The organism is Hyunsoonleella sp. J2K-J805, from assembly GCF_057167125.1.
In genome coordinates this window covers 2,303,126-2,329,878 of the sequence record NZ_CM169901.1, presented here as the reverse complement: position 1 = coordinate 2,329,878, position 26,753 = coordinate 2,303,126, and the positions used below count along the sequence as shown (strand labels likewise).

Sequence of the window (26,753 nt, the reverse complement as noted above, 5' to 3'; positions counted from 1 at the left end):
GTTTTAAATTGATAATTGAACTAATCCCGCTGAATAGCAGAATCTTTTGATAGACCCATAAAAATTAGTTTTAGTTGTCATTCCTGCGAAGGCAGGAATCCAAAAGAGTTAAAAAATAGATTCCTGCCTTCGCAGGAATGACAGAATTATGAAAAAAAGATTATTCTCCCATATTGCTAATGTTGTAGAAACATTAGATACTGATACAATTTCTGAAGAAAGAAAAACAACCCTAAAACAATTAATAGATTACATAAAAGATAAAATTGAATCGAACTCCCCAATTCGCTTAAACTTTATCTGTACGCACAATTCTAGGCGCAGTCATTTATCTCAAATATGGGCTCAGACCATGGCGGCTTATTTTGATATTAAAAATGTATCCTGTTATTCAGGAGGAACTGAGGCTACAGCTATGTTTCCTAAGGTTGGGGAGACCTTAATGAATCAGGGTTTTAAAGTTGTGAAATTATCTGAAGGCGATAACCCTGTGTATAGCATTAAGTTTTCAAAAAATGAACCTTCTGTAATCGCTTTTTCTAAAGAATTTAACAATGAATTTAATCCAGCTTCTGAATTTGCAGCGATTATGACCTGTTCTTCTGCCGATAAAGGTTGCCCAATGGTATTTGGTTGTGATAAACGTATAGCCATAACTTATGAGGATCCTAAAAAATCAGATGGTACACCACAGCAAACGGAAACCTATTTAGAACGTAGTTTACAGATTGCTAAAGAGATGAAGTTTGTGTTTGAAACATTGAAATAAAAAATATCTTATGCATTTAAGATTTATCATTCAGAGCGTAACGTAATGTAGCGAAGCATCTCTAATGATTTTATGTTTACGAGATAGATTCTTCAATCGCTTCGTGCCTCGCTCTTTCTGAATGACAACTGTTTTAAGGTTAAAGTTTGTAGCTCAACTTAAACATCACAATTCTAGGTAAAACAAAAGTTCTCGTATCACTGATTATAAAACTATTCAATGAGTTTTGTTGCTTAAATTTCACATCAAAAATATTTGTGGCACTAACCTCAAAACCCCATGGGCTGTCTTCTTTCTGATAGAATAAGGAGGCATTGGCAACATCAAATGTGTTTTTAATGTTTAGGCTTTTGTTTTGGTAATTATCAAATTGGTAATCGGCCTTAAAGATAAAGTCCCTTAAAAAATCGTATTCTAAAGTGGCTTCTATCCTATCATTTTCAAAATTGTTGATGATGTTGTTAGCGTCGTAACGATTAACGTTTTTGGTATAGTTCACCTCCAAATTTGGATAATTTTTAAAGTGTGTCTCCATACCCAAAGTTCCCGAGACGGATTTTGAAATATTAAACTGGGTTTGGTCATTAAGTAATTGGTAAAAATCGTTATAGGAAAAATCACTGCTCAATCGGTATCGTATTTTATTGATTTTTTTGGAAATCGTACCGCTAACATTCCAGGTGTGTTCTGGCTGGTCGAACATTACCGTTGTATTAAACGATTCTATACCGTTAAGCTCTGTTGTGGTTTTAATAGTTTCTACCCGTTTGTTAAAATTAGTATTTAAGTTAAGGTTGAATTGCCTAAACAGGCTAAACTTGTAATAACTCAGGCTTGCCGTATGGTACAATTGGTTTTCCAATTGGGCATTCCCTCTAAATACACTATTAAAATTTGAAAGAATAAAATTATTGGCCAATTGGTTAATGGCGGGAAAACGTGCGTTTAGGTTGTACCTGAAGTTAAGTTTTTCACTGTTATTAAATTCTACCTTGGCGGTAAACTTTGGCAATAATAATCCTTTATCATTTGAGTTTTGTTCATCGAACTGTTTAGTGTGCCAATTGTAAAACTGATAGTACAGCATGGGCTTAAAGGTAGCAATGCCTATCTGGAACTTGTACTCCAGCCCAAAAAAAGTATTAAAAAACCGATAGCGAAAATCGTTGCCAAAACCTGCCGTATTGAAGTTAATGAAATTGCCGTTTGATAACTCTTGCCCATCAAGACTATAAAAATTGTTGAAAGAGGCATTGATTCCAAAACTGGTATACAAATGGTTAAAGTTGTTAAGCACCCAATAATCTTTAACTACCGCTGTAACATCGTGCGATTTAGAGCGTTTGGTCTGTAGAATGTTGAAGACAGTATCATCCTGCAATGGAATTAAGCCCTGAAGTATCTGCCTGTTGGTGAGCCACTCCGTAATAGGTTTATCATTTTGAAAATTGTAGGAAGCCTCTAAAGTTGCCGTATGGTCTTTTGATAGTTTACGGCTGTAGCTTACATTTTGTTTTAGGTTGAAGGATGTAACATCTGCCAAGGTTTGAATAGTATTGTCCTGATTGGGGTTTACAGTATTTATCAAGCCATTATTGGCACTATTGGTAGTTTTTAAAAAGGTGTTGTAGGTTAGGTCTTCTTCGTAACTTGGGCTGTATTCCAAGGTAATTTTACCAATGGTGAAAAAATTATCGAGACTATTGGTCACTGTGCGCTCCTCAACAAAGGGGTCTGCAATATTTTGGTAACTGTTAAGCGTATTGGTCTCCGTTTCGGTTTTTGAGTTTGATGCGATGATATAGCCACTAACATCCGTACTGTTGGAAATGGACTGCCTAATGTTCAACGCCCCAAACTGGTTGGTATTTTCCCTAAAATCCTGATTGTTCAGGTACTGCGCAAAATCACCCTTCATTAGGCTAAAGTAGCCAGAGGCATCCCGCAGCAGTTTGCTAAAACCTCCCTCGAACTCCAGATAGTCTCGAAACGTAAAGCTCTTGATGCCTATGTTGTTAAGGTCGCCAATAAAGTTTACATTGGTCTTGGGGCTGTAATAAAATAGGTTGGGGTGTACAAGGTACCGTTCTTTGATACCGCCACCAGCCTCTACATCGCCAAACACAAACTTTTTTTTATCTGCTTTTAGTTTAATGTTCATGGCCATATCGTCGCTATCCTCCAAACCTTTTAACATGGCCACTTCGCTGTAATTGTCCAGTACTTCTACCTTATCTACGGCATCGGCAGGAATATTATTTACTGCCAGTTTGCTATTGCCCGTAAAAAAGGTTTTGTCTTCCACCAGCACTTTTGTTACTTTTTTGCCCTGTACCTTTACGTTGCCCTCTCTGTCCACCTCCACACCGGGGAGTTTTTTAAGTACTTCGCGTAGTTTGCGTTCCTCTCCCGTGGTAAAGGCATCTACTTTATAGGTAATGGTATCTTTTTTTATGGAAACTGGGGGTGTATAATTAAGAGTTACTTCATCTAATTGATCGGGGTTTTCAACCAAGATAAAATCTTTTGTTAGGTTTTGGTCAGTTGTGGTAAGGGTTATGGTTTGTGGTTTGTAGCCTAAATAGCTAACGGTAATCTCGTAGGTTTGGTGTTTGGCTAAACCTAATTCGTACAGACCGTTTTTGTTTGTTATGGCGAATTTTACCTCTGCATTATCATTTTCAGGTATTGCTAGAATGTTAGTGTATTCTAAAGTATTTTTAAGAGAATCTGTGACTGTACCGGAAACGATTATTTGCTGGCTGTATGAAGAAAATCCTACTAATAAAAGCAGGATTTTTGTTTTTGAAATAAGTATGGTGCTTAAATTGTAATATTTCAATACAAATTTGTCATTCACTAAGTTTTTAATTTAAAATAGTAAAATTTATACTAATTGTTAGATTGATATATATATTAGACCTTATTGATTTTCACAATATACGAGAAATTCATAGGCTACTTCAAAACAGGTATCTATATCACACCCATCACCACCTTCATGAATTAATTGGTCGTAATATCTTAGGGCTTGTTCTCCACAAGTCATATAATCATAGATATCGATTGATTTACTTGAATAAGCATTTGAAGAAGTGCTTAAAAAAGCAAAAATGAAACATGTTATTAAAATGGTTAATTTTTTCATAATGTTTTAATTTAAAATTTAGTATTAAATCCAGATTCTTCTATTTTTGTAATTACATAATTCTCGTATTCATCTTGCGACATATTTATTCCTTTAGATGGTTTTTTAATTACATTCTGCTCTAAAATAAAGCTTATTTTACTTGCACGATAAACAATATTTCCTTCTTGCAGATATAAAATCAAACCTGGTAAGCCTCCATATCCTTTCGGACCATGATTTATGGGTATTTCAGGACAAAACCATGCGATAACCTTTTTATCCTTCGTAATTGTTTTACTTTTTTTTATTATTGCAGTAGCTTTATAGCAATTAAACCCCTCGATAATTTTGCTTTCCTTAGTTATAACCCAGTCAGTTGAATTAAATGTTGAGCTGATTAAAAATGTGTCTCCTAAAAAAGATTTGTTTCGTATTTTTAAATTTAAATTTTTATTCAAATAAAATTTTTCATTTCCTCCAGAGATCAGCTTAGCTGATCTGAAGGACAATGTCTCTTCTCCATCCAACATCAGGTTTTCTTTTATTTTGAATAAAGATTCGAACTTGTTGAAGCTCAATTCAAATTTAAGTTTTTCGAAATGTTCAGCAGATTTATTAAACAACAGACCTACTTTGGTAGAATCATTATTTTTAAGAAAAGATGAATTTGCATAAATATTATATTCTACTAATCCAGAGTTTTTCTGGGCATATATGTTTAAAAATAAAAAAAGAGAAAGAATAAGAAAATTACGTTGCATAATTTATAAATCCCATGTTAAACAATCATTATATGCCCATGTAGATAACTCAATCGCGTATTCTCTCTCATTTGTCCTTTCTAAGGTACCGTGATAAACGAGACGAGCAAAATCAAAACACTCTCTACTTTCAAATTCACTTTCGATAGCGGTAATATCTGTTGAGCTTAAAATAATTCCTAGGATAAAAAAAGATTTTAATAATTTCTTCATAATTTCTAAAATTTTAAACCAGCTAATACAAATTTTACAACTGGTTAATTAAACAATAAACCTGTCTATTTTTAGTCTATAATGTGTCGTCTATTTTTAGTCTTGATAGTCTATTTTTAGGTTTAAGTAGTCTAAGCTTAAACCGTTTTGCTGTTATTTAGTTTAAGGGAGAAAAAATAATCAGCGCTGATTTTTGTTATAACAGTTGCCCAACATACGCAAACTTGAATAGACTTAAAACAAGATTTTGTACGCTGAACACTACAAACATAAAAAAAAACGACAGTAAATAAAATTTTTTCTAACAAAATTATTAAGAAATTTAGTACACGGTTTTGCCACAGCAACTTTGTTGTAGAATCAGATGCTTTAAAAAAGTTTAAAAATAGGAGCAAAGCTTTTCTTTGTCATTCAGAGTCGAACATTATGTAGCGAAGTATCCCTAGCGATTTTCATATTCAACTAATAGAATTTTCAACTGCTGCATACCTTGCGTATCTGATTGACAAAAGACTATTTTTATTGGTGATGATGAATTTTATTGCTACGTCTTCTTTTTTTGGAATAACTAAGATGTGGCTATACTCTAAGTAATTTTTAAGAAAATCGGTTAATCTTCCAGAAACAACAATTTGTTGGCAGTATGAAGAAAAACTAACAAGGAACAACAAGATTTTGACTATTAATAATTCATATAAACTATTAGATTTAAAAGGACGTATCAATACAACTAATTGAAATATTAAGCTAATTACTCATAAAATCTATAGAAGCTTTTTCTACATAGCTTTGATATTCTTTTTTTCCCATTAAGGTGCCTTTCCCTTTTGAAAGTTTATTAATCTTTAAGGGCTTTTTCTTGAAGTTGATATTTTTTACATAAATAATAAAATCATTTCCTTCTTGGACTTCTAAAATTAAACCAGGTAAACCGCAATACCCTAATGGGCCAAAGTTATTAGGTATTTCAGGAGCAAACCATGCTAGAATATGGATTACTTTGCCATTACTTAACGCTCTCTTTTTCATAGCTTTTATAGTTTTATACTTACCTATTATTTTTGTCTCTTTAGTTATTAACCAGTCTTTTGGATTGATAGTGTCAGCTAGTATTATTCTCTTTCCAAATACATCATGATTCCATAGAGAGACATTAGTTTTAGGAGAAAAGTAATATTCACCGTCTCCATCAACATGTAATAAAGCGTCTTCAAGATCATTTTCTTTACCATCAATTCCTAGGAATCTTTCGGCACTGAACGTTGACTCATCTAAGTTATATCGAAGTTTGTAAGTAATTTTTTTTGAAACTTTACTCGTATTGATCCTATCTTCATGATACATCTTAGAGAAACTACTTTTATTTGAAGGGTTATCAGTTGAGATAATAATTTTTTGACCGTAGGTAATGACACCACTAGATTGCGAGTTAAGAAGAAAGGAAAAAAAAGTAAACGCTAAAAATATTAATTTATGCATAGTTAATAGTATTTCTAAAAATGAACTGCCCCCGACACGGAGTGTCGAGGAGTTCTTGAAAATGTATGTGTACTAAATTAAGTAATACTAAAGGTAATACAATTATCCATTTACTTCTTCACAAGCTCTTTGGAAATCTTTAGCTCTTCTGGAGGCCTTTTTAGGTCTTACTACTTCTTCTACCATAAATTTACGATACCCTTCAGCAGGCGAAGCAAAATCTGTTGTCTGCTTTTGTTCTTTTGTAGATTTTATCTCTTTACTTATTTCTTTTGCATGAGTAGTTAAACTGAACGCTAATAGAACTGCGGCAAGCGTTAAAATTTTCTTCATAATTTCTAAAATTTTAAGCCAGTCAATAAATTTAAAACTGGTTAATTAAACAATAAACTTGTCTATTTTTAGTCTATAATGTGTAGTCTGTTTTTAGTCTTGGCAGTCTATTTTTGTCGTGTTTAAGTAGTCTAAGCTTAAACCGTTTTGCTGTTATATTAGTTTAAGGGAGAAAAAATAATCAGCGCTGATTTTGTTGCAACAGTTGCTCAAAATATTTGGGCTTGAATAGACTAGAAACAAACTTTTGTATTTTGAACATTTCAAACAAAACAACAAAAATAGGAAAAAGTAAAATATTTTGTAAAAATTTACACATTTTATCGAAAAGCCAGAAATGTGTTACGGGAAAATCGTAGTTGCCAATTTTTAGTTTGAATACTAGCTTATTACAAGCCATAATCAAAAGGTAATAACTCCCCGGCGCGCTGCTCTCCCATCACACCAGTGAAGCGCACTTTGTCTACATTGGTATAGTTTCCAAAGAAATCTATAAAAATTGAGGGGGTTAAAAATTCAATGCTTGATTTTTCCCAATTATTGAATAGTATATTTAATGGTTGATGTAAAGACACCCGTTTTATCTCAGTATCATTTTTAGTTTCTATATAAATATACTCCCAAGGGTCTTCAATCCTTGTGCTTTTAAAGAATAATTGAAATTTATTTTCTGCAAATTTCTGCGCGTAAAGGGCACGCATAAATTGTAACCTAGAGCCAGCATAAGCCTTGTTTCTGTTTTTAATGGCTTTTTCCTTATTAGAAATCTCAAAATCCTTGTAATAAGTACTGCCAAAAAAGCCAACTGATCTTACATCAAAGGTGTTATTACCAGAACCTCGAGGCATAAATCTTAATATAAAGGAAGTAAGATCATAAGTTATGTAATATTGTAGTGCTTTGTTTTCAATGTGTAAGGGTGATTTAGAATACCCTCTTAAAACTCTTTGTTTTCTGTCATAACGCAGAATAATATCTTCTTCGTTTAAAATTGTACAAGATTTTCCAAATCTAGAAGTTCCAAGAAATTCTTTTCTAAAAAACCGTAATTTCTGTTTTCGGGTTAGCCCGTCATTAGCATTTACAATAACTTCATTTAAAGATTCATGGTTCTTTTCTAGAAAAACTGTAATAGTATTTTTCTCCCTGTAATCGGTTATCACTTGTTTTTTATAGCCCAAAAATGATATGATTAGGGGAGATTGTATGGCATCTGAATATTTAACAATAAATTTTCCTTTGCTATTTGTAATAACGCCAATGGTGGTGTTGTCAAAATAAACGGTAGCGGTTTCAATTGGAGCTTTAGTTTTTGCATCTAAAACAGTGCCTTTTATAATTTGGGAATAGCTTATAAATCCATGCAATAAAAATAATAGAGAAAATAATTTACCCCTCATTGTTTTCCATAAACTTTTGCTCTAATTCCGCCTGAAACTCCTCCATTACAGGGCGCACGGTACTTTCGGGTAAATCTGCAATTTTAATGTACATTAACCCATCTACCGAGTTATTAAAAAGTGGGTCTACATTAAAAGCTACCAGTTTTGCATTCTGCTTAATGTATTTTTTAAGAAGAACGGGCAAGCGTAAAGCTCCTGGTTCTATTTCATCAATAAACTTGTCGAATTTATTTAAATCGGCTTCGGCCTCATCGAAGACAAAATCCTTATCGGCATCTTTTAGTTTTACTTTGAATTCTTTTTTCGGACGAACATATTGCGCTATGTAGGGATCGTAGTAATGCGATTTCATAAACTCTACCATCAAGGATTTTGAGAAGTTTGAAAATTGATTGCTAATACTAACACCTCCAATTAAGTAGTTATGTTCTGGATGGCGCAATGTAGTATGTACAATGCCTTTCCACAATAAAAATAGAGGCATTGGTTTTTGTTGGTACTCCTTGATGATAAAAGCGCGACCCATTTCAATAGATTCGCTCATCATTTTGTAGAGTTCTGGTTCAAACCGAAATAAATCCTGTAAATAAAACCCGTTAATGCCGTAAAGCTTAAAGATTTTAGAGCCTAAACCCATTCTGTAAGCACCTGCAATTAATTGTCTTTCATTGTCCCATAAAAACATATGGTGGTAATAATCGTCAAAGGCATCCAAGTCTATAGCTTCATTTGTGCCTTCCCCTACTTCTCTAAATGTAATTTCACGTAACCTGCCTATTTCCCTAAGAATATTCGGGATTTTTTTAGCATCAGCAAGATAAACCTCATAGTTTTTACTTACTAATAATCTGGAGTTGTCTTTTTTAAGGGCTTCAACCTCTTTTACCATGAGACTGCTATCTACAGGTGTTACGATATTTTTAGGTGATTTAGGTACTTTTAAAGACGACGAAATATTATCAAGTATTTTGGGTTTAGCCTCAAAAGCATTGGAGAGCATATATGTTTTTTTTCTTATGAATTCTGAAAATTCATCCAAGGATTCATGCTCTTTTTGATCCTTAATCGAAATAGGTTTACCTATTCGAACTTTAATCGTACGTCGTTTTTGGGTAAGAAGTTCTGAGGGTAATTTTGCGGTTCTAAATGTGTCACTAATTTTAGATAACTTATAAAATAGCTTGCTGTTTTTTGCATGAAAATATATGGGAACAATAGGTACTTCCGCCTTTTTAATCAATTTCATTGCCGCTTCTTCCCATGGCTTGTCTACAACCAATTTGCCATCACGATAGGTGGATACTTCTCCAGCTGGAAAAATTCCCAGAGGGTGTCCTTCGCGCAAATGTAAAATGGCATTTTTAAACCCTGCGATGCTTGATTTTACGTCCTTTCGGTCTTCAAAAGGATTTACAGGCATAATGTAAGGTTTCAAAGGTTCAATTCTGTGAAGTAAAAAATTAGCAATAATCTTAAAGTCATGGCGTTGCTCCAGCATCAATTTTAAAAGTAGAATTCCATCTATCCCGCCTAAAGGATGATTCGAAACTGTAATGTATGCACCATCTTTAGGTAAACGATTTAAATCTTCATCAGGGATTTCAAATTTAATTTGGAAATCGCCCAAAATGGCGTTTAAAAAACTAACCTCTTCGAGATGTTTATTTCGCTTATAAATTTTGTTGAGGGTAGATATTTTAAGCACCTTCATGAGCAACCATCCTATAAAAGTGCCCAAAAAACCATACTTGTCTAATTGTATGGCTTTTGCTACCTCCTTTGCGGTTACCAAACCTGTATCTTGCTGTTTCCCCATTAGCGTAAAAGTAATAAATAAAACTATTTAGTAACTATTTGCACGGTTTCTTGAGTTAACTGTTTTAATAACACTGTTTTATCTTCTTCTAACTTTTCTAAAACGTCATTATTATAATGCCTAATGGTATATAGTGAAACGTTTTCATAGCAAGTTACCCTAAATTTTGCTTTAAGATGTTGAAGCAACGGTTTTAGGTTATCAAAAACATTGTCAATGCAAACTGAAAAGCTGATGGCTGAATTTTGAATAACATCTACTTTCATTTTATACGTATGTAATAACTGAAAAATTCCGCTAATGTTATCTTCAACGATATATGAAAAGTCCAGAGATGACAAGGAAATCAAAACCTGATTCTTTTTTACTATGAAACAAGGAACGTTAGGTTGTAGCGTAATGCCTTTGCCAACGCGAGTACCTTCGCTTTTTGGATTTACAAACGACTTTACGAATAGTGGGATTTCCTTTCTTTGTAGAGGTTGTAAGGTTTTAGGATGAATTACGGAAGCACCATAAAAAGCTAGTTCTATAGCTTCTTCATAGGATATTTGGTTCAACAATTGGGCATTGTCAAAATATCTAGGATCTGCATTTAAAACCCCAGGAACATCTTTCCAAATGGTTACGCTTTTGGCATTAAGACAATACGCATATATGGCCGCCGTATAATCACTACCTTCTCTTCCCAATGTAGTTGTAAAATTATTAGGATCACTACCTAGAAAGCCTTGTGTAATATTTAAAGTATGCTTCTTAAAGTTTGACGAAATGTTTTGTTGTGTTTGCTCCCAATTTACATTGGAACGTCTATAATAATTATCGGTTTTAATATGTTCTCTGGCATCCAGCCAGTGATTTTTTATATTGATGCTATCCAAGTAAGCACTGATAATGCTCGTGGCTACTAATTCTCCAAAACATATAGTTTGGTCGTAAACAAAATTGTAATCTGGAGATTTATTGGTTCTTAAAATGTCGTTAAGCTCTCTAAAAAGGCCATTCACTTTTTTAAAAATAGGGTGGGATTCATTTTCAAATAGGTCTAACAAAATACTGTTGTGGTATTTGATAACATCTTGTAAAGCGCTTTTAAGTAGGGTTTTCTCATTGAAATAATTATTTAACACAATTTCTAGCGCATTGGTAGTTTTACCCATTGCTGAAACTACCACTAGTGTGTCTTTATATCCAACGGTTTTTAAAACCTTAGCCAGATTTTTTGCACCTTCGGCATCTTTTACTGAAGCACCACCAAATTTAAATACTTGCATGCTATATGTTAGAAATATAATTTTTTATACCAGTTTCATTTAATTGCACAACATCCCAATCACGCATAACATTTGCGCCATTTTTTTCATAAAATTTAATTGCAGGCTCGTTCCAATCTAGCACCTCCCAGTTTATGCGTTTAACACCTAGTTTATGGCTGTATTTCACCACTTCGTCCAATAATTTAGAACCAATACCATGCCCGCGCATTTTTTCACTTACAATTAAATCTTCTAAATGAATAGCCCTTCCCTTCCAGGTGGAATAGCGATTATACACCAAAGCAATTCCCTCAATTTGAGAATTGATTTCGGCAACAAAACAATGAAATTGCGGGTGTGCTCCAAAACCGTCATTTTGTAGGTCTTCTGCGGTTACTTCAACTGCATCTGGCTCTTTTTCATAAACAGCTAATTCTTTTATAAGTTTTAGCACTTGTGGCATATCCTCTCTTTTTGAATCTCTGATTATCATTTCCATAATTTAAGTATAAAGTATTCAAATATAGCTTAAAGTTCATCATTTTAAAGCATTTATATAGAGCCAAAACCATCATTTTTGCTTAAATTTATAGATATTTGCAGCACTAAACTTAAACATTCATGTCAAACAAAAAACAAACTTTAGGAGAATTTATTATTGAAAACCAAGCATCGTTTAAATATTCATCTGGTGAGTTATCTAGCCTTTTAAACTCTATTCGTTTAGCGGCAAAAGTGGTAAACCATGAGGTGAACAAAGCTGGTTTAGTCGATATAATTGGAGCCGTAGGCGATACAAATATTCAAGGGGAAGATCAGCAAAAACTTGATGTTTATGCTAATGACAAGTTCATTCAAACCCTAACAAAACGAAATATTGTTTGTGGGATAGCAAGTGAGGAAGAAGATGATTTTATTACAATAAATAGTCAAGATGAAAACCATCAAAATAAATATGTTGTATTGATTGATCCTTTAGATGGGTCTTCAAATATCGATGTAAATGTTTCTGTCGGTACTATATTTTCAATATACAGAAGGGTTACTCCTGTTGGTACACCTGTTGATCTTAAAGATTTTTTACAAAAAGGGAGCGAACAGGTAGCTGCAGGTTATGTGGTGTACGGTACATCTACTATGCTGGTATATACCACTGGTGATGGTGTTAATGGGTTTACTTTAAACCCTGCAATAGGTTCATTTTATTTGTCACATCCTGATATGCAATTTCCTGAGGATGGGACTATTTATTCGGTAAACGAAGGGAATTACCTCGATTTCCCTAAAGGAATTAAAAACTACATAAAATATTGTCAAGCTGAGGAAGGCGAAAGACCTTATACTTCAAGATATATTGGGTCTTTAGTTTCTGATTTTCATAGAAATATGATTAAAGGTGGTGTGTATTTATACCCTCAAGGTTCTAGAAACCCGAATGGAAAACTACGTCTGCTTTACGAATGCAACCCTATGGCTTTTTTAGCTGAACAGGCCAATGGAAAAGCGAGTGATGGCTTTACCCGAATTATGGATATTGAGCCTACAGAATTACACCAACGTGTTCCTTTTATTTGCGGAAGTAAAAATATGGTAGATAAAGTTGAGGAATTTATGCGAGATGCTTAAAAAAGTAGTGGTAATTATAAAATAATAAAAAAATGCGAACTGAAAAGTTCGCATTTTTTTATTCAAGTAAGTTTTATTTATTAGTGTAACCCAACCAAATCTCCACTTGCATCCTTTGTTGGTAAATCTGATTTGCCCATCAGATAAATGTCTACTTGTCTAGCTGCCTCTCTACCTTCTGATATTGCCCATACAATTAAGGATTGTCCACGGCGCATATCACCAGCTGTAAAAATATTAGGAACATTGGTCTGGTATTTGCCATACTCAGCTTTATAGTTGGAACGTGCGTCAGTTTTAATGCCCAATTTGTCGGCTAAGGTGCTTTCAGGTCCGGTAAAACCTAGTGCCAAAAGCGCTAAATCACAAGGCCATGTTTTTTCTGTACCTTCAATTTCAACTAATTGAGGACGTTGCCCTGGTATCATTTTCCACTCTACATTAACAGTTTTTAAACCAGTAAGTTTATTGTTTTTATCAGTAATAAACTCTTTAGTGTTAATGAGCCAGTTACGCTCAACACCTTCTTCATGAGATGAAGATGTTTTTAACTGTAATGGCCAAAAAGGCCATGGCGTAGTTGGTGAACGGTGTCCTGGTGGTTTTGGCATAATTTCAAAATTTACTACCGATTTTGCACCATGACGGTTTGATGTTCCGATACAATCAGAACCTGTATCTCCGCCTCCAATAACAATTACATTTTTATCGGTAGCCATAACTTGATTCTCTACCTTTTTGCCAAATAACACTTTGGTTTGCTGCGTTAAGAAATCCATAGCTTGCACCACACCATCGGCATCAATACCTGGTGTTGGTAAACTGCGTCTTTCAGTTGCACCACCGCATAAAACTACCGCATCAAAGCTTTTTAGTGCTTCAACATCATAATTAACACCAACATTTACGTTGGTTTTAAACGTTATACCTTCTTCTTCCAAAATTGCTAAACGACGGTCGATAATTTCCTTCTCCATTTTGAAATTAGGAATCCCATAACGTAGTAATCCTCCAATTTCATCATCACGTTCAAAAACAGTAATGGTATGCCCAGCTCTATTTAACTGCTGTGCAGCAGCTAAACCAGCAGGACCAGAGCCTACAACAGCAATGGTTTTACCTGTTCTTGTTTTTGGTGGTTGGGGCTTTATCCATCCTTCCTGAAAAGCACGTTCCACAATTTGTTTCTCAATATTTTCAATTGAAACAGGGTCTTCAATAATCCCCAATACACATGATTTTTCACATGGCGCAGGACATAATCTTCCCGTAAATTCAGGAAAATTATTTGTTGAATGCAATATCCACGAGGCTTTTTGCCATTCGCCTTGGTGCACCATGTGGTTGAAATCTGGAATAAGATTTCCTAAAGGGCAACCACTATGACAAAACGGAATACCACAATCCATGCAGCGTGATCCCTGTTTTGTGATTTCCTCTTCAGAAAGAGGTACTGTAAATTCTTTATAATGTTTTACACGGTCTTTTACAGGCGTGTACTTTTCATCTTGTCTTTCAAATTCTTTAAAACCTGTTACTTTCCCCATGATTCTAAGCTGTTAATTCTTCTACCATTTGTTCTTCAGTCTCTAAACGCTTTAGTGCACGTTTGTATTCAATTGGCATTACTTTTACAAAATTGCCTAAGGCAGTGTCCCAATCGGATAATAATGTTTTAGCAATGTCACTATTTGTATAAAGTTGATGTTTCTCGATAGACGATTTTAATTCGTTAGCGTCTTCGCTTGTAATATCCTCAAATTCTATAGTTTCAGTGTTGCACAAACCATTTACAAACTTGTTTTCTGGATCGTAAACATAGGCAATGCCTCCACTCATACCAGCTGCAAAGTTTCGCCCGGTTTTGCCAAGAACGATAACGCGACCGCCGGTCATATATTCACAACAATGATCTCCTACACCCTCAACTACTGCCGTTGCTCCCGAGTTACGCACAGCAAAACGTTCACCGGCTATACCATTTATATAGGCTTGACCGTTTACTGCACCGAATAAACACACATTTCCAACAATGATATTTTCATTAGCTTTAAAATCAGCGTTTTCAGGTTTTTTCACAATCAATTTAGCGCCTGATAAACCTTTGCCTAAATAGTCATTGGTGTTCCCTTCTAAAGTAAAGGTTAAACCAAAAGCTCCAAAAGCACCAAAGCTTTGTCCTGCAGAACCTGTAAAGTTGATATTCAATGTGTCTTCAGGTAAACCTAAATGGCCATAGATTTTGGAAATTTCGTTGCTTACGATAGCGCCAACAGTTCTATTTATATTGCCAATAGGGTATTGCAGCGTCATTTTCTCTTTGCGATACAACGCGCGATGAGAATCTTTAAGAATAGTAAAATCTAATACGTGATCAAGATTGTGATCTTGTTCTTCAGTATTTCTAACGATTAATTTATTGTACGCCGCTGGTCTGTGCAATATACTTGATAGATCCAGACCTTTGGCTTTATAGTGACTAATAGCTTTATTAGCATTTATTTTATGGGTTTGCCCCACCATTTCTGCCATGGTTCTAAAGCCTAATTGCGCCATGATGCCTCTCAATTCTTCCGCTACATAGTAGAAGAAATTAATCACATGCTCTGGTGTGCCTTTAAAGTTTTTACGAAGTTCTTTGTCCTGCGTTGCGATACCTACTGGACAAGTATTTAGATGACATTTACGCATCATAATACATCCTGAGGCCACTAGCGGTGCAGTTGCAAAACCGAATTCCTCTGCGCCAAGAAGTGCTGCTACGGCTACATCACGTCCTGTTTTTAATTGGCCGTCGCATTCAACTACAATTCTACTTCTTAGGTTATTAAGGACTAAAGTTTGTTGCGCTTCAGATAAACCAAGTTCCCATGGTAAACCAGCATGCTTCAGCGAGGTTAAAGGGGATGCCCCCGTACCACCATCATATCCTGAAATCAATACTACATCGGCTTTTGCTTTTGCAACACCGGCAGCAATAGTACCAACACCAACTTCAGATACTAATTTAACATTGATTCTCGCATCGCGATTAGCATTTTTTAAATCAAAAATTAGTTGTGCTAAATCTTCAATAGAATAAATATCGTGATGAGGTGGTGGTGAAATCAATCCAACAAAAGGGGTTGAATTTCTTGCATTAGCAATCCAAGGTAGTACTTTTTCTCCTGGTAACTGTCCACCTTCACCTGGTTTCGCACCCTGTGCCATTTTTATTTGAATCTCTCTGGCGTTTGTTAAGTAGTGCGATGTTACGCCAAAACGACCTGAAGCAACTTGCTTGATAGCTGAGTTTCTGCTATCTCCATTTACATCGGGATGGAAACGATTTCTATCTTCTCCACCTTCACCAGAATTGGATTTTCCACCTATTCTGTTCATGGCAATAGCTAAATTTTCATGAGCCTCACGGGAAATAGACCCGTAAGACATCGCGCCTGTTTTAAAACGCTTTACAATCTCTGTCCATGGTTCTACTTCATCCAGTGGAATAGGATCTAAATTATCAAACTCAAATAATCCACGAATGGTCATCAAGTTTTCAGATTGTTCGTTAATGGCTTTTGAGTAAACGTCATAACTAGCTTGATCGCTCAACCTAACCGCTTGTTGCAATTTAGAAACAGTAGTTGGGTTAAACATATGGCGCTCGCCATTACGTCTCCAACGGTAATCGCCGCCAATGTTTAAGCCTAATTTTTTGTCGATAGGCTTTTTTGGATAGGCTTGCAAATAACGCTGATTAATTTCTTTTTCAATTTCGTATAAACCGATACCTTCAATTCTTGAAGCGGTGTAAGGGAAATATTTTTCAACAAATTCTGAATTGAAACCTACAATTTCAAAAATTTGGGAACCTCTGTAAGAATGCAAAGTAGAAATACCAATCTTATTCATGATTTTAAGAAGTCCTTTGCCAATGGCTTTATTGAAATTTTCTACTGCTTCATCTTCGTCCATATTCTCGATGAATCCTTCTTTTACCTGCATTCTGATAATTTCATTCACCATATAAGGGTTGATGGCACTTGCGCCATAGCCAAATAAAGTGGCAAAATGATGCGGCTCACGAGGTTCGGCAGATTCAATGATGATATCAAAATAAGAACGCTTACGTAAGCGATTCATTTGATGATTTACATACGAACATGCCAACAAAGCTGGTATTGGCGCAAATTCTTCATTAACACCTCTATCTGATAATATGATAATGTTGGTTTTGCGCTCTAAGGCTTTTACGATTTGAATGATAATATCATCCAGAGCATCTTCTAAACCATTCATTCCCTTTGCTTTTGGGTAAAGTATTTGGATAGTTTCAGCTTTGAAACTTTCAATTTGAATGGTTCGTATTTTTTCTAAATCGGCATTCGATATAACCGGATTTTGAATTCTTAGTTTTCTGCACTGTCTTTCAGTAATACTAAAAATGTTTCGGTCTTTACCAAGATTTAAACTAATATCTGTAACAATTTCCTCGCGAATACCATCCAATGGTGGATTAGTTACTTGGGCGAATAACTGCTTAAAGTAGTTTGAAATTAATTGCGGTCTGTCTGATAAAACGGCTAAAGGCGTATCAATACCCATCGAGCCAAGTGCCTCTTTGCCCTTTTGAGCCATTGGTGTGATAACCTCTTGGATATCTTCAAACGTATAATTAAATAAACGTTGTCTTGTTTTTATGTCTATCGTTTCTATAGGGCACGTTTCGCTGGTGTAAGGCACGTCTCTTAAATGCAAACGCGTTTTATTCAGCCATTCTCCGTACGGACGCTCAGACACAATTTTTGATTTAATTTCCTCATCATCAATTATGCGTCCTTTGTTCATATCCACCAAGAACATTTTTCCTGGCTCTAATCTACCGTGGGATTCAATGTCTTCAGGCTCAATATCAACAACGCCAACTTCAGAAGCCATAATTAGTTTACCGCTTTTGGTAACGGTATATCTTGATGGTCTCAATCCGTTTCTATCTAATAGAGCACCTATATAATCACCATCAGTAAATGGTACCGATGCAGGACCGTCCCAAGGTTCCATGATACAACCATTATATTCATAGAATGCTTTTTTATCCTCGCTCATAGTGGCGTGCTTTTCCCAAGCTTCAGGGATCATCATCATCATAATTTCAGGAAGCGAACGATCTGTATGGGTCAATAATTCAACCACCATGTCCATGGAAGCAGAATCTGATTTACCAGGAAGAATAATAGGGAATAATTTATCAATTTGAGGTCCGAAAACGTCACTTCTCATAATCTCCTCGCGTACACGCATTCTACTTACGTTTCCACGAAGCGTGTTAATCTCTCCATTCTGACACATAAAACGGAATGGTTGTGCTAATTCCCAAGTAGGCATTGTGTTGGTAGAAAAACGCTGATGTACCAACGCTAATCTGGTTACAAGATCTTCTTGCTGTAAATCTGTATAATAAGGCCCAATATCTTCGGGCATGATAATACCTTTGTATATTAAAGTAGTTGTAGATAAACTAGGTACATAAAAATAGGTGCTTTCAGAAATTTTGGATCTTCTAATTTCATGCTCTGTAATTTTACGCGCAGCGTATAACTTCGCTTTAAAGGTGGTTTCATCAATGTTGTTAGATTTTCCTATAAACAGTTGCTCTATTTTAGGTTCTGAAGCCAGGGCGATTTGTCCTAATTGGGTAGAATCTACAGGAACTTTTCTCCATCCTAAAACTACAAGTCCTTGTGCTTTTATTTCTTGTTCAAAAATACTTTTACAGTAATTGTATTGGTTTTCAACTTTTGGTAAAAAAACCATCCCTACAGCATACTCTCTTTGATTTGGGATTTCAAAATCGCAAACACGTTTAAAATAGTCATGAGGGATATCTATCAATAAACCAGCACCATCGCCTGTTCTTCCATCAGCACTTACACCACCACGGTGCTCTAACTTTACAAGAATTTCTAGGGCATCATGTATAATTTGATTTGTTCGCTCTCCTTTAAGATTACAAATAAAACCCGCACCACAATTTTCATGTTCAAATTCTGGGGAATAAAGACCTTGTTTCTTCAGCATAATCAACGAAATATTTAATTAAAAAAGCGTCGAACTACAAAGGTAGGCATAGAATTTATATTTCTATTAAGGCCTATTTCATTATTTCGATTTTTTAATCGAACCCAACTTTAAAATAAGTTTCTATCAATAATAATGAGATATTTTAATAAATATTCAATACATAAAATTTAATGATATATGAGAATATGTGAATTATAGTGATAAATCCTTGGTTTTGTTAAAAAAAAGCGCATTAAAATGAAACAAAACTTAATGATTTTTCAAAGAATATGGTTGTTGATATTTCATAAAATTAAGTTAAAATAGTAATACCCCTAAAAAAAAGGGGGTAAAATTTTAAAAATGACAAAAATAAGCTAATTACCCCCTTTTTTTTATGGGCGTAAATCTTTTTTAGATAGTTTAGCCCCGTCTTAAGGAAATAAATTTTAAAAATTAATAACCAAAATTTAAACATTATGAAAAGATTATTTACCCTTACAATGCTTCTTTTTGCAACTGTAGTATTTGCACAGGAAGATGAAAAGCCAACACTTTCTATATCAGGTAGTGTCGATGCTTATTACCAAACTTACTTAACAGCTTCAGATAACGATGCTCCAACTTTTGGTACTGCCTTTGCAGGACAATCTGGTTTTGCTCTTGGTATGGCTAACGTTATACTTAGTTATGAAGGAGAAAAAGCAGGTGTGGTAGTAGATTTAGTTACTGGGCCAAGAGGTGCTGGTGCTACTTTTGCAACTGACATTGTTGATGGTATTGTTAACCAAGCTTATGTATATTGGAATGTTTCTGAAGGTACTACACTTACATTTGGTAGATGGAATACATTTTTAGGATATGAAGTAATTGCTCCAGCAGCGAACTTTAATTATAGCTGTTCTTATTTATTCTCTAGTGGACCTTTCTCGCATATGGGTTTAAAAGCTGATTTTGCTCTTGGAGATGATGTGAGCTTAATGTTAGCTGTTACTAATCCATGGGATACAAACGATATTTCAATGACTGGAGAATATGGTTTAGGTGCCCAATTAGGGGTTTCTGGACAGTATTTAAACTTATACTATGACAGTGGCAATAACGGAGGATTAGGATTCGAAATCGACTATACAGGTGGTTTTGACTTGTCTGATTCTTTCTATTTAGGAATAAACGCCGCCTATAATGACAATGATGGTTCAGGTTTTTACGGAGCTGCTCTGTATCCTCAAGTTGCTACCTCTGAAGATTTTTCTATAGGATTAAGAGGTGAGTATTTTGCATTACACGGGGATGCAAATAACGATGAAAGTGCTTTAGGGCTTACTTTAACAGGAAGTTATACTGTTGACAACTTAATTATCAAACCAGAACTTAGATTGGATTCATTATCTAATGCTGACGGAGGTCTTTATGGGAATTTTGTTGATAGTGACGGTTTAGCAACTGATAGTTTAGCAGCATTTACTTTAGCCGCAATCTACACATTCTAAATATATAAATGAGAAAAACTCATAAATAAAGAATAGAGCGAGTTCTTTATGAAAAAGAACTCGCTTTGTTCAGTTTAATTACTAACCATTAAAAATAAATATTATGTCATTATTAAACATGCCCCTTATAATGCAAGACACCGCCGCTATTGAAGGCGACATGGGAATGTTATGGATGCTTATTTCTGGTATTCTGGTATTCTTAATGCAAGCAGGATTCACATTGGTGGAGTCTGGTATGACGCGTTCTAAAAACGTAGTTAATATTGCGATGAAAAACGTATTGGATATCGCAGTAGGTTCATTAGTATTCTGGTTCATTGGTTATTCTTTAATGTACGGTGAGTCTGCAAGTGGATGGATAGGTTGGAGTGGTTTCATGTTTAATCAAGGTCCTGCCGATTTATTCTTTCAAACAGTTTTCTGTGCTACTACCGCAACTATCGTGTCAGGAGCTATTGCTGGTAGAACAAAATATACAACATACATTATTTTCTCATTAATTATGACTGCTTTTATCTATCCAGTTGCTGGTGGATGGGAATGGAATGGTGGATGGTTGAATAATACAGATGGTATTATGCCAGCTGAATTTATCGATTTCGCAGGTTCTTCAATAGTACATGCTGTTGGTGGATGGGCTGCATTAATTGCTGCTGCATTAGTAGGGCCTCGTTTAGGTAAGTATATTGATGGTAAAGCGGTTTCTATACCAGGTCATAACAAATTATTAGCAACCTTAGGTGTATTTATCCTTTGGTTTGGATGGTTTGGTTTCAACGGTGGATCTCAATTAGCTTGGGGTGGTGATGATGCTACTGGAGCTTCAATGGTAGTGCTTGTAACAAACTTAGCGGCTTCTGCAGGTGCTCTAGGTGCCCTTTTCTTATCATGGGTTAAATATAAAAAACCAAATTTAGATATGACTTTAAACGGCGCACTAGCTGGTTTAGTAAGTATTACTGCTGGTTGTGGTAATATGGGTGAATTTGGAGCTATAGCTGCTGGTTTCATCGGAGGTATCATTGTTGTGTTTGCTATGGAATTTGTTGAGCAAAAACTTAAAATTGATGATGCTGTTGGTGCATTTTCAGTACACGGTGTTGCAGGATTCTGGGGGACTATTGTAATAGGTCTTTGGGGTATTGACGGAGATACGGGCATTGGTTTATTCAATGGCGGTGGTGCTGATCAATTTCTTGCACAGTTAATAGGTGCATTGTCTTACGCAATATGGGCTGTAGTAATGTCTTGGATATTCTTAACAATATTAAAGAAAACTTTAGGTCTAAGAGTTACTGAAAAAGAAGAAATTGAAGGTCTTGATTTGTCTGAACATGGTGCATTAGCATATCCAGGTAAAAGACAAAGAGAAATAGAAGACTAATATTTCAATTAATATAGACAAAGTCTAAAATGATTTTATTCTAAAGAATTTTAGTTTAGTTAGTTTGATAAAAAAGGGTGCTTTTTATAAAAAAAAAGCACCCTTTTTATATGTTTTTTATTAAAGTAATAATAGTTTTTTATTAGTGGAGCAATATTCTTGGTCACTTAAATAATTTTCTATTTTTGGAATCTTACTAATCAAAATCAAGACACATTATGAAAAAAATTGAAGCAATAATAAGAAAGTCAAAATTTAGAGAGGTAAAAGAAGCGTTGCATCAAGTTGATGTTAACTTCTTTTCTTATTGGGATGTAACAGGCTTAGGAAACGAAAAAGCTGCACATGTATATAGAGGTGTAAGTTACAGTACAAGTGATATTCAAAGACGTTATTTATCGATAGTAGTTAATGATGATTTTGAACAGATCACTGTCGATGCATTACTAAAGTCTGCTGCGACAGGAGAAGTGGGTGACGGTAAAATTTTCGTTTCAGACATCACTGAAACTTACAGAATAAGAACTGGTGAAAAAGGTGGAGATACCTTAAAAAAAGTATCTAAATAAATAATTTAAAAAAAAATAATTAATTATGGACGCAGTATTTACAGCTAATAATGTATGGATGATGATCTGTACAGCACTTGTTTTCTTTATGCACACAGGTTTTGCCTTCTTAGAAATAGGGTTAACAAGACAAAAAAATACAATTAATATTCTATTTAAAAATATTTTCATCATCACCATAGGTTTGTTATTGTATTATCTGGTAGGTTTTAATTTGATGTATCCCGGGTTTGAAGATGGTTCTGCTGGATTTTTTGATTTCGCAGGATTCGGGATAGCTCCTCCAGAAAATGGAATGACACCTGAATATGCCGATGGAGGTTATACATGGTGGACAGACTTTCTATTCCAAGGTATGTTTGCTGCTACAGCGGCTACAATTGTATCTGGAGCCGTTGCCGAACGTATGAAAATAGGGCCTTTTATGATGTTTACAGTATTGTACGTAGGTATTGTATATCCACTTGCGGGCTCATGGAAATGGGGTGGTGGATTTTTACAAATGAGAGAAACACCATTTTACGATTTTGCAGGTTCTACTTTGGTACACTCCGTAGGTGGTTGGGCTGCTTTAGTAGCAGTTTGGTTATTAGGTTCTCGTATTGGCAAATTTAAAAATGGAAAACCTCAAGCAATACCTGGGCATAGTATCCCATTAGCTACTGCTGGTGTGTTAATACTTTGGTTAGGCTGGTTTGGTTTTAATGGTGGTTCGGTACTGTCTGCAGATCCAGAATTAACGTCTTTAACTTTAGTTACTACATGTTTAGCTGCCGCTGCTGGTGGTGTGGTTTCGGCTTTTGTATCATTTTTAAAGTATAAGAATTTAGATTTAACGATGTTCTTAAATGGTATATTAGGAGGTTTAGTTGGTATTACAGCTGGAGCAGACCAGATGAGTCCAGAAAATGCAATAGCTATTGGAGCAATTGCAGGAGCGCTTATAGTATTTGCGGTTGCATTTATTGATGCTATTAAGTTAGATGACCCTGTTGGAGCTATCGCAGTGCATTTAATCTGTGGAATTTGGGGAACTTTGGCAGTTGGTGTCTTTGGAGCATTAGCAGGTGTAGATCAATTTATTAGCCAATTAGTTGGAATTTTATCTTATGCTGCAATATGTGTGCCTTCTGCATTTATTATATTCTTTATAATGAAGAAAACAGTAGGAATAAGAGTTTCTGAAAGAGAAGAATTGGAAGGGCTTGATGCTCATGAGCACGGTATGGATGCTTATCCAGATTTTAGATTGAATGAGCATTAATATTTATTAGTTTAATTGGTGTAAAAATGCCTTGCGAATAGCGAGGCATTTTTATTTTATGAGTTTTAGAATGTGTTTTGGATTTGAAAAGTCTTTAATTGTCCTTTTGCCCCCTGCTTTCTTAAGCTTGTAATTATTTTTAAAATTAACTCCTAGTTGGCAGTTGCTTTATAATACTGTAAATTATCCTTTAGGCATCTTACCTTATCAATAACCATAGGACTAATTTTACTTTTAGTTCCAAAAGAAAACCCTAATTTACCAAATAGTATACTAGGGTTTTTAAATTGGTATGTTATTTGGTTTTACGCCGAATTTCTACTTGCATTAATATTACCAAATAAAGAGCGTGTTACAATTTTCTCATAAATAATCTTATCTGGGTCATCAGCTGGAACACCTGCTTTTTCAAGTTCTTGAATTTTCTTTAGTGCATATTGCTGTATGGTCAGTAGTGGTAAAACTATAGACTCCCTTACTTCAATAGACGCTTTTCCAGAAGGTTCATTTTCCATTAATTCGTTATAGCCCGTAAGTTTTAAAAGTAGCTTTTTAGTAGATTGGTATTCTTCAAAAATTATATTCCAAAACTCACCAAATTCCTCGTCTTTAGACATATATTTTGTCAAATCGAAAAATGATTTAGTCAAGGACATCATACTGTTTTCCAATAGGGTTTTGAAGAATTTAGAATTGCTGTAGAGTTGTACAACTTTATCCCATTCACCCGCATCTTCATATTTTTTCAATGCAGTACCTACTCCATAAAACCCAGGAACATTTTGTTTTAACTGGCTCCAAGATCCAACAAAAGGGATAGCTCGTAAATCAGAAAAAACTAACTTATCTGATGTACCTCGTTTAGATGGTCTACTTCCAATATTGGTTTTCGCGTAATATTTTAAAGTACTCATGCGTTCCAAATATGGAATAAACATAGCATGACTTTTGAAATCTTTATAGGTTTGATAACTCGTCTTTGCAAGATCGTCCATTACATCTCTATCGTCATCCGATAACATGTTTTTTTCGCCATCAATTCTATTTTTGATACCAGAACTTATTAATTGTTCTAAATTATATTGTGAAGAATCTGGTGTTCCAAAATTAGAACTTACAGTTTGTCCTTGTATAGTAACCTGCACTTCTTTATCTTCAATAGTGGGTCCTAAAGAAGAGTAGAAGTTGTGTGTTTTTCCGCCACCTCTTGCTGGTGGGCCACCTCTACCATCAAAGAATATAGCTGTGATGTCATATTTTCTAGACATTGCCGTTAATAACTCTTTAGCCTTATAAATACCCCAGTTTGCCATTAAATATCCACCATCTTTAGTCCCGTCAGAGAAACCGAGCATAATATGCTGTTTGCTACCTCTTGCTCTTAGATGCTTCATATATTCTGGATTCTGATATAATTGCTCCATAACACCTGGTGCATTTTCTAAATCCGGAATGGTTTCAAACAGGGGTGCAACATCTACAGTAAGTGCATCTTTAAAACCAACTATTTTAAGCATTGCGAAAAGTTGCATTACATTAAGAGCAGTTTGGTTGTTACTAATGATGTATCGGTTTGCGCCACGTTCACCATTACTTTCTTGTATGCCCTTTATTATGGCAATGGTTTTAAGCGTATTTCTTACCATCTCATCTTCAAAAACATCTAAATCTTCAATGTCATCATTGGCTTTTGATAAAATTTCAATTTGTTCAGCTTCAGATAATTCATGATAATTTTTAGGGAAAGATTTACTGCCTTTTTCAATTAAATGATCAATTACGGTAGTGAATACCGAATGATGAATTCTACTGTCTTGTCTTATATCTAGTGTAGCAAACCTATAGCCAAATAAATGTACTCTATTTATTAAACTATTGATTTCATTGACATAAAGCGATTGATGTTGCTCTACCACAAGGTTTCTAATAACAAACAATTCTTTGATAAACTCTTCTAATGTTATTGCCTTTTTTGTTTTTAAATCTATGCTGTACTCGTACATTATAGTTTCTAGACGTATTACTTTATCCTCTACGCCCCTAAAGGTTAATTTTTTCCTTAAGGCCCTTAAATCTTCGTAATACTTTTTAAGAATGGAGCGTTTTAACTTGTTTGCAACTTTTAGAGTTGTTTTTGGTTTAACAAATGGGTTCCCATCTCTATCACCACCAGGCCAAAACCCAATATTTATAATATCGTTATGCTTTTTACCATCTGCATATATATTAGTTTGGATGTAGTTATATATATCGCCAAATGTTTTGTAAAATACATTTTCTAAGTACCACATAAGACTTTTTGCTTCAGCGTATGGTGTGGGTTTTTTATGTTTAAAAAACGGTGTTTTTCCAAGTTGGCCAAAAAGATTGTTTATACCGGACAAATCATTTTCTTTGATAGCTTTAGTAAGTGATGTAATAATTCCAAGAACTGAGCCAGGATAAAACTGAGTAGGGTGTGCTGTTAAAACAATACGCACCTTAAATTCTTCTAAAAAGGCTTTAAGCTCGTCTATTTTTCCTTCAGACATAGCAGACCCTTTCAGGTTTCTTAGTGTACCAACACCATCCATATTGTTTACAACAGGGAAAGCGGCATCCTCTATGGCATCGAATAAAACCACCTGTCTTTCAATGTATTGAATAAACCTAAACAATAAGTTTATTTGGCTTTGCTTGTTGCGTCTTGCTTGATATTTAGTGAAAAAAGTTTCTACAATGGTAGTAGGGTCATCCCCTTTTTCAAAACCTTTCTTGCAGGTTTCATGAAATAACGGCAATAAAACACCAGTTTTTGTAACTGCATCAAAAGGCAATGTCATAAATATACTGTTGTATATATTATACTTGGACAATACGGTTTGATTAAATCGAATTAACTTTGGTTCTACAGACATATATTCAGCTTTAGTAAAATGAATCGTAAAAATACTAAAGGATTGCGTAACCTACCAGTTCATTAAAAGTTTTGTCAATATTTGTGATTTAAGGAATTATGGTTGTGAATAATTAAATAAAAAACGTACAAACTAGATATCTTTTTAATTAACATCATTAGAAAACTGGTTTTTCATACTATTTTAAGATTGCTCCAATTTTTGAAGCAAGAATAAGGTGTCTTAATTGTGGGTTTTTCGTTTTGGGTTTTGTTAAATATTGCTGCCTTTGATTAACAATAACTTAATGATTTAACCAAAAGATTAAGGGTC

Annotated in this window: 19 protein-coding genes; 6 read left to right on the top strand and 13 right to left on the bottom strand. The window is 34.7% G+C overall.

All coding sequences use genetic code 11. The annotated features are described in order from the left end of the window. The first annotated feature begins 148 nt into the window (after positions 1-148). Entirely contained in the window at positions 149-769 is a 621-nt protein-coding gene (locus AC1B0Z_RS10355) for an arsenate-mycothiol transferase ArsC (protein WP_483791913.1), read from the top strand. Positions 770-908: 139 nt separating this feature from the next. Here AC1B0Z_RS10355 and AC1B0Z_RS10350 read toward each other — a convergent pair whose 3' ends face one another. From AC1B0Z_RS10350 to AC1B0Z_RS10305, 10 genes are all read right to left on the bottom strand, one after another. Continuing rightward, positions 909-3,629, bottom strand: coding sequence for a carboxypeptidase-like regulatory domain-containing protein (locus tag AC1B0Z_RS10350; RefSeq protein ID WP_483791912.1), 2,721 nt, complete (start codon positions 3,627-3,629; stop codon positions 909-911). 63 nt (positions 3,630-3,692) lie between these two features. Further along, complete coding sequence (locus AC1B0Z_RS10345; RefSeq protein ID WP_483791911.1) at positions 3,693-3,917, bottom strand: hypothetical protein; 225 nt, start codon at positions 3,915-3,917, stop codon at positions 3,693-3,695. An 11-nt stretch (positions 3,918-3,928) separates the two neighbouring features. Then, positions 3,929-4,660 (bottom strand): GLPGLI family protein, encoded by a 732-nt coding sequence (locus tag AC1B0Z_RS10340; RefSeq protein WP_483791910.1) that lies wholly within the window; start codon positions 4,658-4,660, stop codon positions 3,929-3,931. Between the two features lie 3 nt (positions 4,661-4,663). Beyond that, complete coding sequence (locus tag AC1B0Z_RS10335; RefSeq protein WP_483791909.1) at positions 4,664-4,873, bottom strand: hypothetical protein; 210 nt, start codon at positions 4,871-4,873, stop codon at positions 4,664-4,666. Positions 4,874-5,620: 747 nt separating this feature from the next. Further along, positions 5,621-6,352, bottom strand: coding sequence for a GLPGLI family protein (locus AC1B0Z_RS10330; RefSeq protein WP_483791908.1), 732 nt, complete (start codon positions 6,350-6,352; stop codon positions 5,621-5,623). A 102-nt stretch (positions 6,353-6,454) separates the two neighbouring features. Beyond that, positions 6,455-6,685: a hypothetical protein gene (locus AC1B0Z_RS10325; RefSeq protein WP_483791907.1), complete on the bottom strand. Its 231-nt coding sequence runs from the start codon at positions 6,683-6,685 to the stop codon at positions 6,455-6,457. 389 nt (positions 6,686-7,074) lie between these two features. After that, a complete protein-coding gene (locus AC1B0Z_RS10320; RefSeq protein WP_483791906.1) occupies positions 7,075-8,085 on the bottom strand; it encodes a carboxypeptidase-like regulatory domain-containing protein in 1,011 nt (336 codons plus the stop codon). Beyond that, positions 8,075-9,904, bottom strand: coding sequence for a GNAT family N-acyltransferase (locus AC1B0Z_RS10315; protein ID WP_483791905.1), 1,830 nt, complete (start codon positions 9,902-9,904; stop codon positions 8,075-8,077). Before AC1B0Z_RS10315 ends, AC1B0Z_RS10320 begins: the two co-directional genes overlap by 11 nt. Before the next feature lie 23 nt (positions 9,905-9,927). Further along, the gene (locus tag AC1B0Z_RS10310; protein ID WP_483791904.1) at positions 9,928-11,178 is read right to left on the bottom strand and encodes an aspartate kinase; all 1,251 of its coding nucleotides are present in this window, start codon (positions 11,176-11,178) and stop codon (positions 9,928-9,930) included. A 1-nt stretch (position 11,179) separates the two neighbouring features. Next, complete coding sequence (locus AC1B0Z_RS10305; RefSeq protein WP_483791903.1) at positions 11,180-11,659, bottom strand: N-acetyltransferase family protein; 480 nt, start codon at positions 11,657-11,659, stop codon at positions 11,180-11,182. A 122-nt stretch (positions 11,660-11,781) separates the two neighbouring features. Between AC1B0Z_RS10305 and fbp the strand changes: the two genes are divergently transcribed. Beyond that, positions 11,782-12,786: a class 1 fructose-bisphosphatase gene (gene fbp / locus AC1B0Z_RS10300; RefSeq protein WP_483791902.1), complete on the top strand. Its 1,005-nt coding sequence runs from the start codon at positions 11,782-11,784 to the stop codon at positions 12,784-12,786. Between the two features lie 80 nt (positions 12,787-12,866). On the opposite strand, the gene AC1B0Z_RS10295 is transcribed toward fbp, so the two are convergent. Beyond that, positions 12,867-14,333 carry a glutamate synthase subunit beta gene (locus AC1B0Z_RS10295; protein WP_483791901.1) on the bottom strand — a complete coding sequence of 489 codons (1,467 nt, stop codon included), beginning with the start codon at positions 14,331-14,333 and terminating at the stop codon, positions 12,867-12,869. A 4-nt stretch (positions 14,334-14,337) separates the two neighbouring features. Further along, entirely contained in the window at positions 14,338-18,849 is a 4,512-nt protein-coding gene (gltB, locus tag AC1B0Z_RS10290; RefSeq protein WP_483791900.1) for a glutamate synthase large subunit, read from the bottom strand. Positions 18,850-19,310: 461 nt separating this feature from the next. On the opposite strand from gltB, the gene AC1B0Z_RS10285 reads away from it, so the two are divergent. The 4 genes from AC1B0Z_RS10285 (at position 19,311) to AC1B0Z_RS10270 (ending at position 23,544) form a co-directional block, all read left to right on the top strand. After that, entirely contained in the window at positions 19,311-20,324 is a 1,014-nt protein-coding gene (locus AC1B0Z_RS10285; protein ID WP_483791899.1) for an outer membrane beta-barrel protein, read from the top strand. Between the two features lie 103 nt (positions 20,325-20,427). Beyond that, complete coding sequence (locus AC1B0Z_RS10280; protein WP_483791898.1) at positions 20,428-21,711, top strand: ammonium transporter; 1,284 nt, start codon at positions 20,428-20,430, stop codon at positions 21,709-21,711. Positions 21,712-21,929: 218 nt separating this feature from the next. Continuing rightward, positions 21,930-22,280, top strand: a complete 351-nt coding sequence (locus AC1B0Z_RS10275; protein ID WP_483791897.1) for a P-II family nitrogen regulator — start codon at positions 21,930-21,932, stop codon at positions 22,278-22,280. Positions 22,281-22,305: 25 nt separating this feature from the next. Further along, entirely contained in the window at positions 22,306-23,544 is a 1,239-nt protein-coding gene (locus AC1B0Z_RS10270; RefSeq protein WP_483791896.1) for an ammonium transporter, read from the top strand. Between the two features lie 305 nt (positions 23,545-23,849). On the opposite strand, the gene AC1B0Z_RS10265 is transcribed toward AC1B0Z_RS10270, so the two are convergent. Then, complete coding sequence (locus AC1B0Z_RS10265) at positions 23,850-26,441, bottom strand: phosphoenolpyruvate carboxylase (protein ID WP_483791895.1); 2,592 nt, start codon at positions 26,439-26,441, stop codon at positions 23,850-23,852. Positions 26,442-26,753 lie beyond the last annotated feature (312 nt).

Excerpts from the sequence above, each read along its gene's own strand:
- AC1B0Z_RS10355 (WP_483791913.1), top strand. The coding sequence starts at position 149 with ATGAAAAAAAGATTATTCTCCCATATTGCTAATGTTGTAGAAACATTA.
- AC1B0Z_RS10345 (WP_483791911.1), bottom strand. The coding sequence starts at position 3,917 with ATGAAAAAATTAACCATTTTAATAACATGTTTCATTTTTGCTTTTTTA.
- AC1B0Z_RS10340 (WP_483791910.1), bottom strand. The coding sequence starts at position 4,660 with ATGCAACGTAATTTTCTTATTCTTTCTCTTTTTTTATTTTTAAACATA.
- AC1B0Z_RS10335 (WP_483791909.1), bottom strand. The coding sequence starts at position 4,873 with ATGAAGAAATTATTAAAATCTTTTTTTATCCTAGGAATTATTTTAAGC.
- AC1B0Z_RS10330 (WP_483791908.1), bottom strand. The coding sequence starts at position 6,352 with ATGCATAAATTAATATTTTTAGCGTTTACTTTTTTTTCCTTTCTTCTT.
- AC1B0Z_RS10325 (WP_483791907.1), bottom strand. The coding sequence starts at position 6,685 with ATGAAGAAAATTTTAACGCTTGCCGCAGTTCTATTAGCGTTCAGTTTA.
- AC1B0Z_RS10320 (WP_483791906.1), bottom strand. The coding sequence starts at position 8,085 with ATGAGGGGTAAATTATTTTCTCTATTATTTTTATTGCATGGATTTATA.
- AC1B0Z_RS10315 (WP_483791905.1), bottom strand. The coding sequence starts at position 9,904 with ATGGGGAAACAGCAAGATACAGGTTTGGTAACCGCAAAGGAGGTAGCA.
- AC1B0Z_RS10310 (WP_483791904.1), bottom strand. The coding sequence starts at position 11,178 with ATGCAAGTATTTAAATTTGGTGGTGCTTCAGTAAAAGATGCCGAAGGT.
- AC1B0Z_RS10305 (WP_483791903.1), bottom strand. The coding sequence starts at position 11,659 with ATGGAAATGATAATCAGAGATTCAAAAAGAGAGGATATGCCACAAGTG.
- fbp (WP_483791902.1), top strand. The coding sequence starts at position 11,782 with ATGTCAAACAAAAAACAAACTTTAGGAGAATTTATTATTGAAAACCAA.
- AC1B0Z_RS10295 (WP_483791901.1), bottom strand. The coding sequence starts at position 14,333 with ATGGGGAAAGTAACAGGTTTTAAAGAATTTGAAAGACAAGATGAAAAG.
- gltB (WP_483791900.1), bottom strand. The coding sequence starts at position 18,849 with ATGCTGAAGAAACAAGGTCTTTATTCCCCAGAATTTGAACATGAAAAT.
- AC1B0Z_RS10285 (WP_483791899.1), top strand. The coding sequence starts at position 19,311 with ATGAAAAGATTATTTACCCTTACAATGCTTCTTTTTGCAACTGTAGTA.
- AC1B0Z_RS10280 (WP_483791898.1), top strand. The coding sequence starts at position 20,428 with ATGTCATTATTAAACATGCCCCTTATAATGCAAGACACCGCCGCTATT.
- AC1B0Z_RS10275 (WP_483791897.1), top strand. The coding sequence starts at position 21,930 with ATGAAAAAAATTGAAGCAATAATAAGAAAGTCAAAATTTAGAGAGGTA.
- AC1B0Z_RS10270 (WP_483791896.1), top strand. The coding sequence starts at position 22,306 with ATGGACGCAGTATTTACAGCTAATAATGTATGGATGATGATCTGTACA.
- AC1B0Z_RS10265 (WP_483791895.1), bottom strand. The coding sequence starts at position 26,441 with ATGTCTGTAGAACCAAAGTTAATTCGATTTAATCAAACCGTATTGTCC.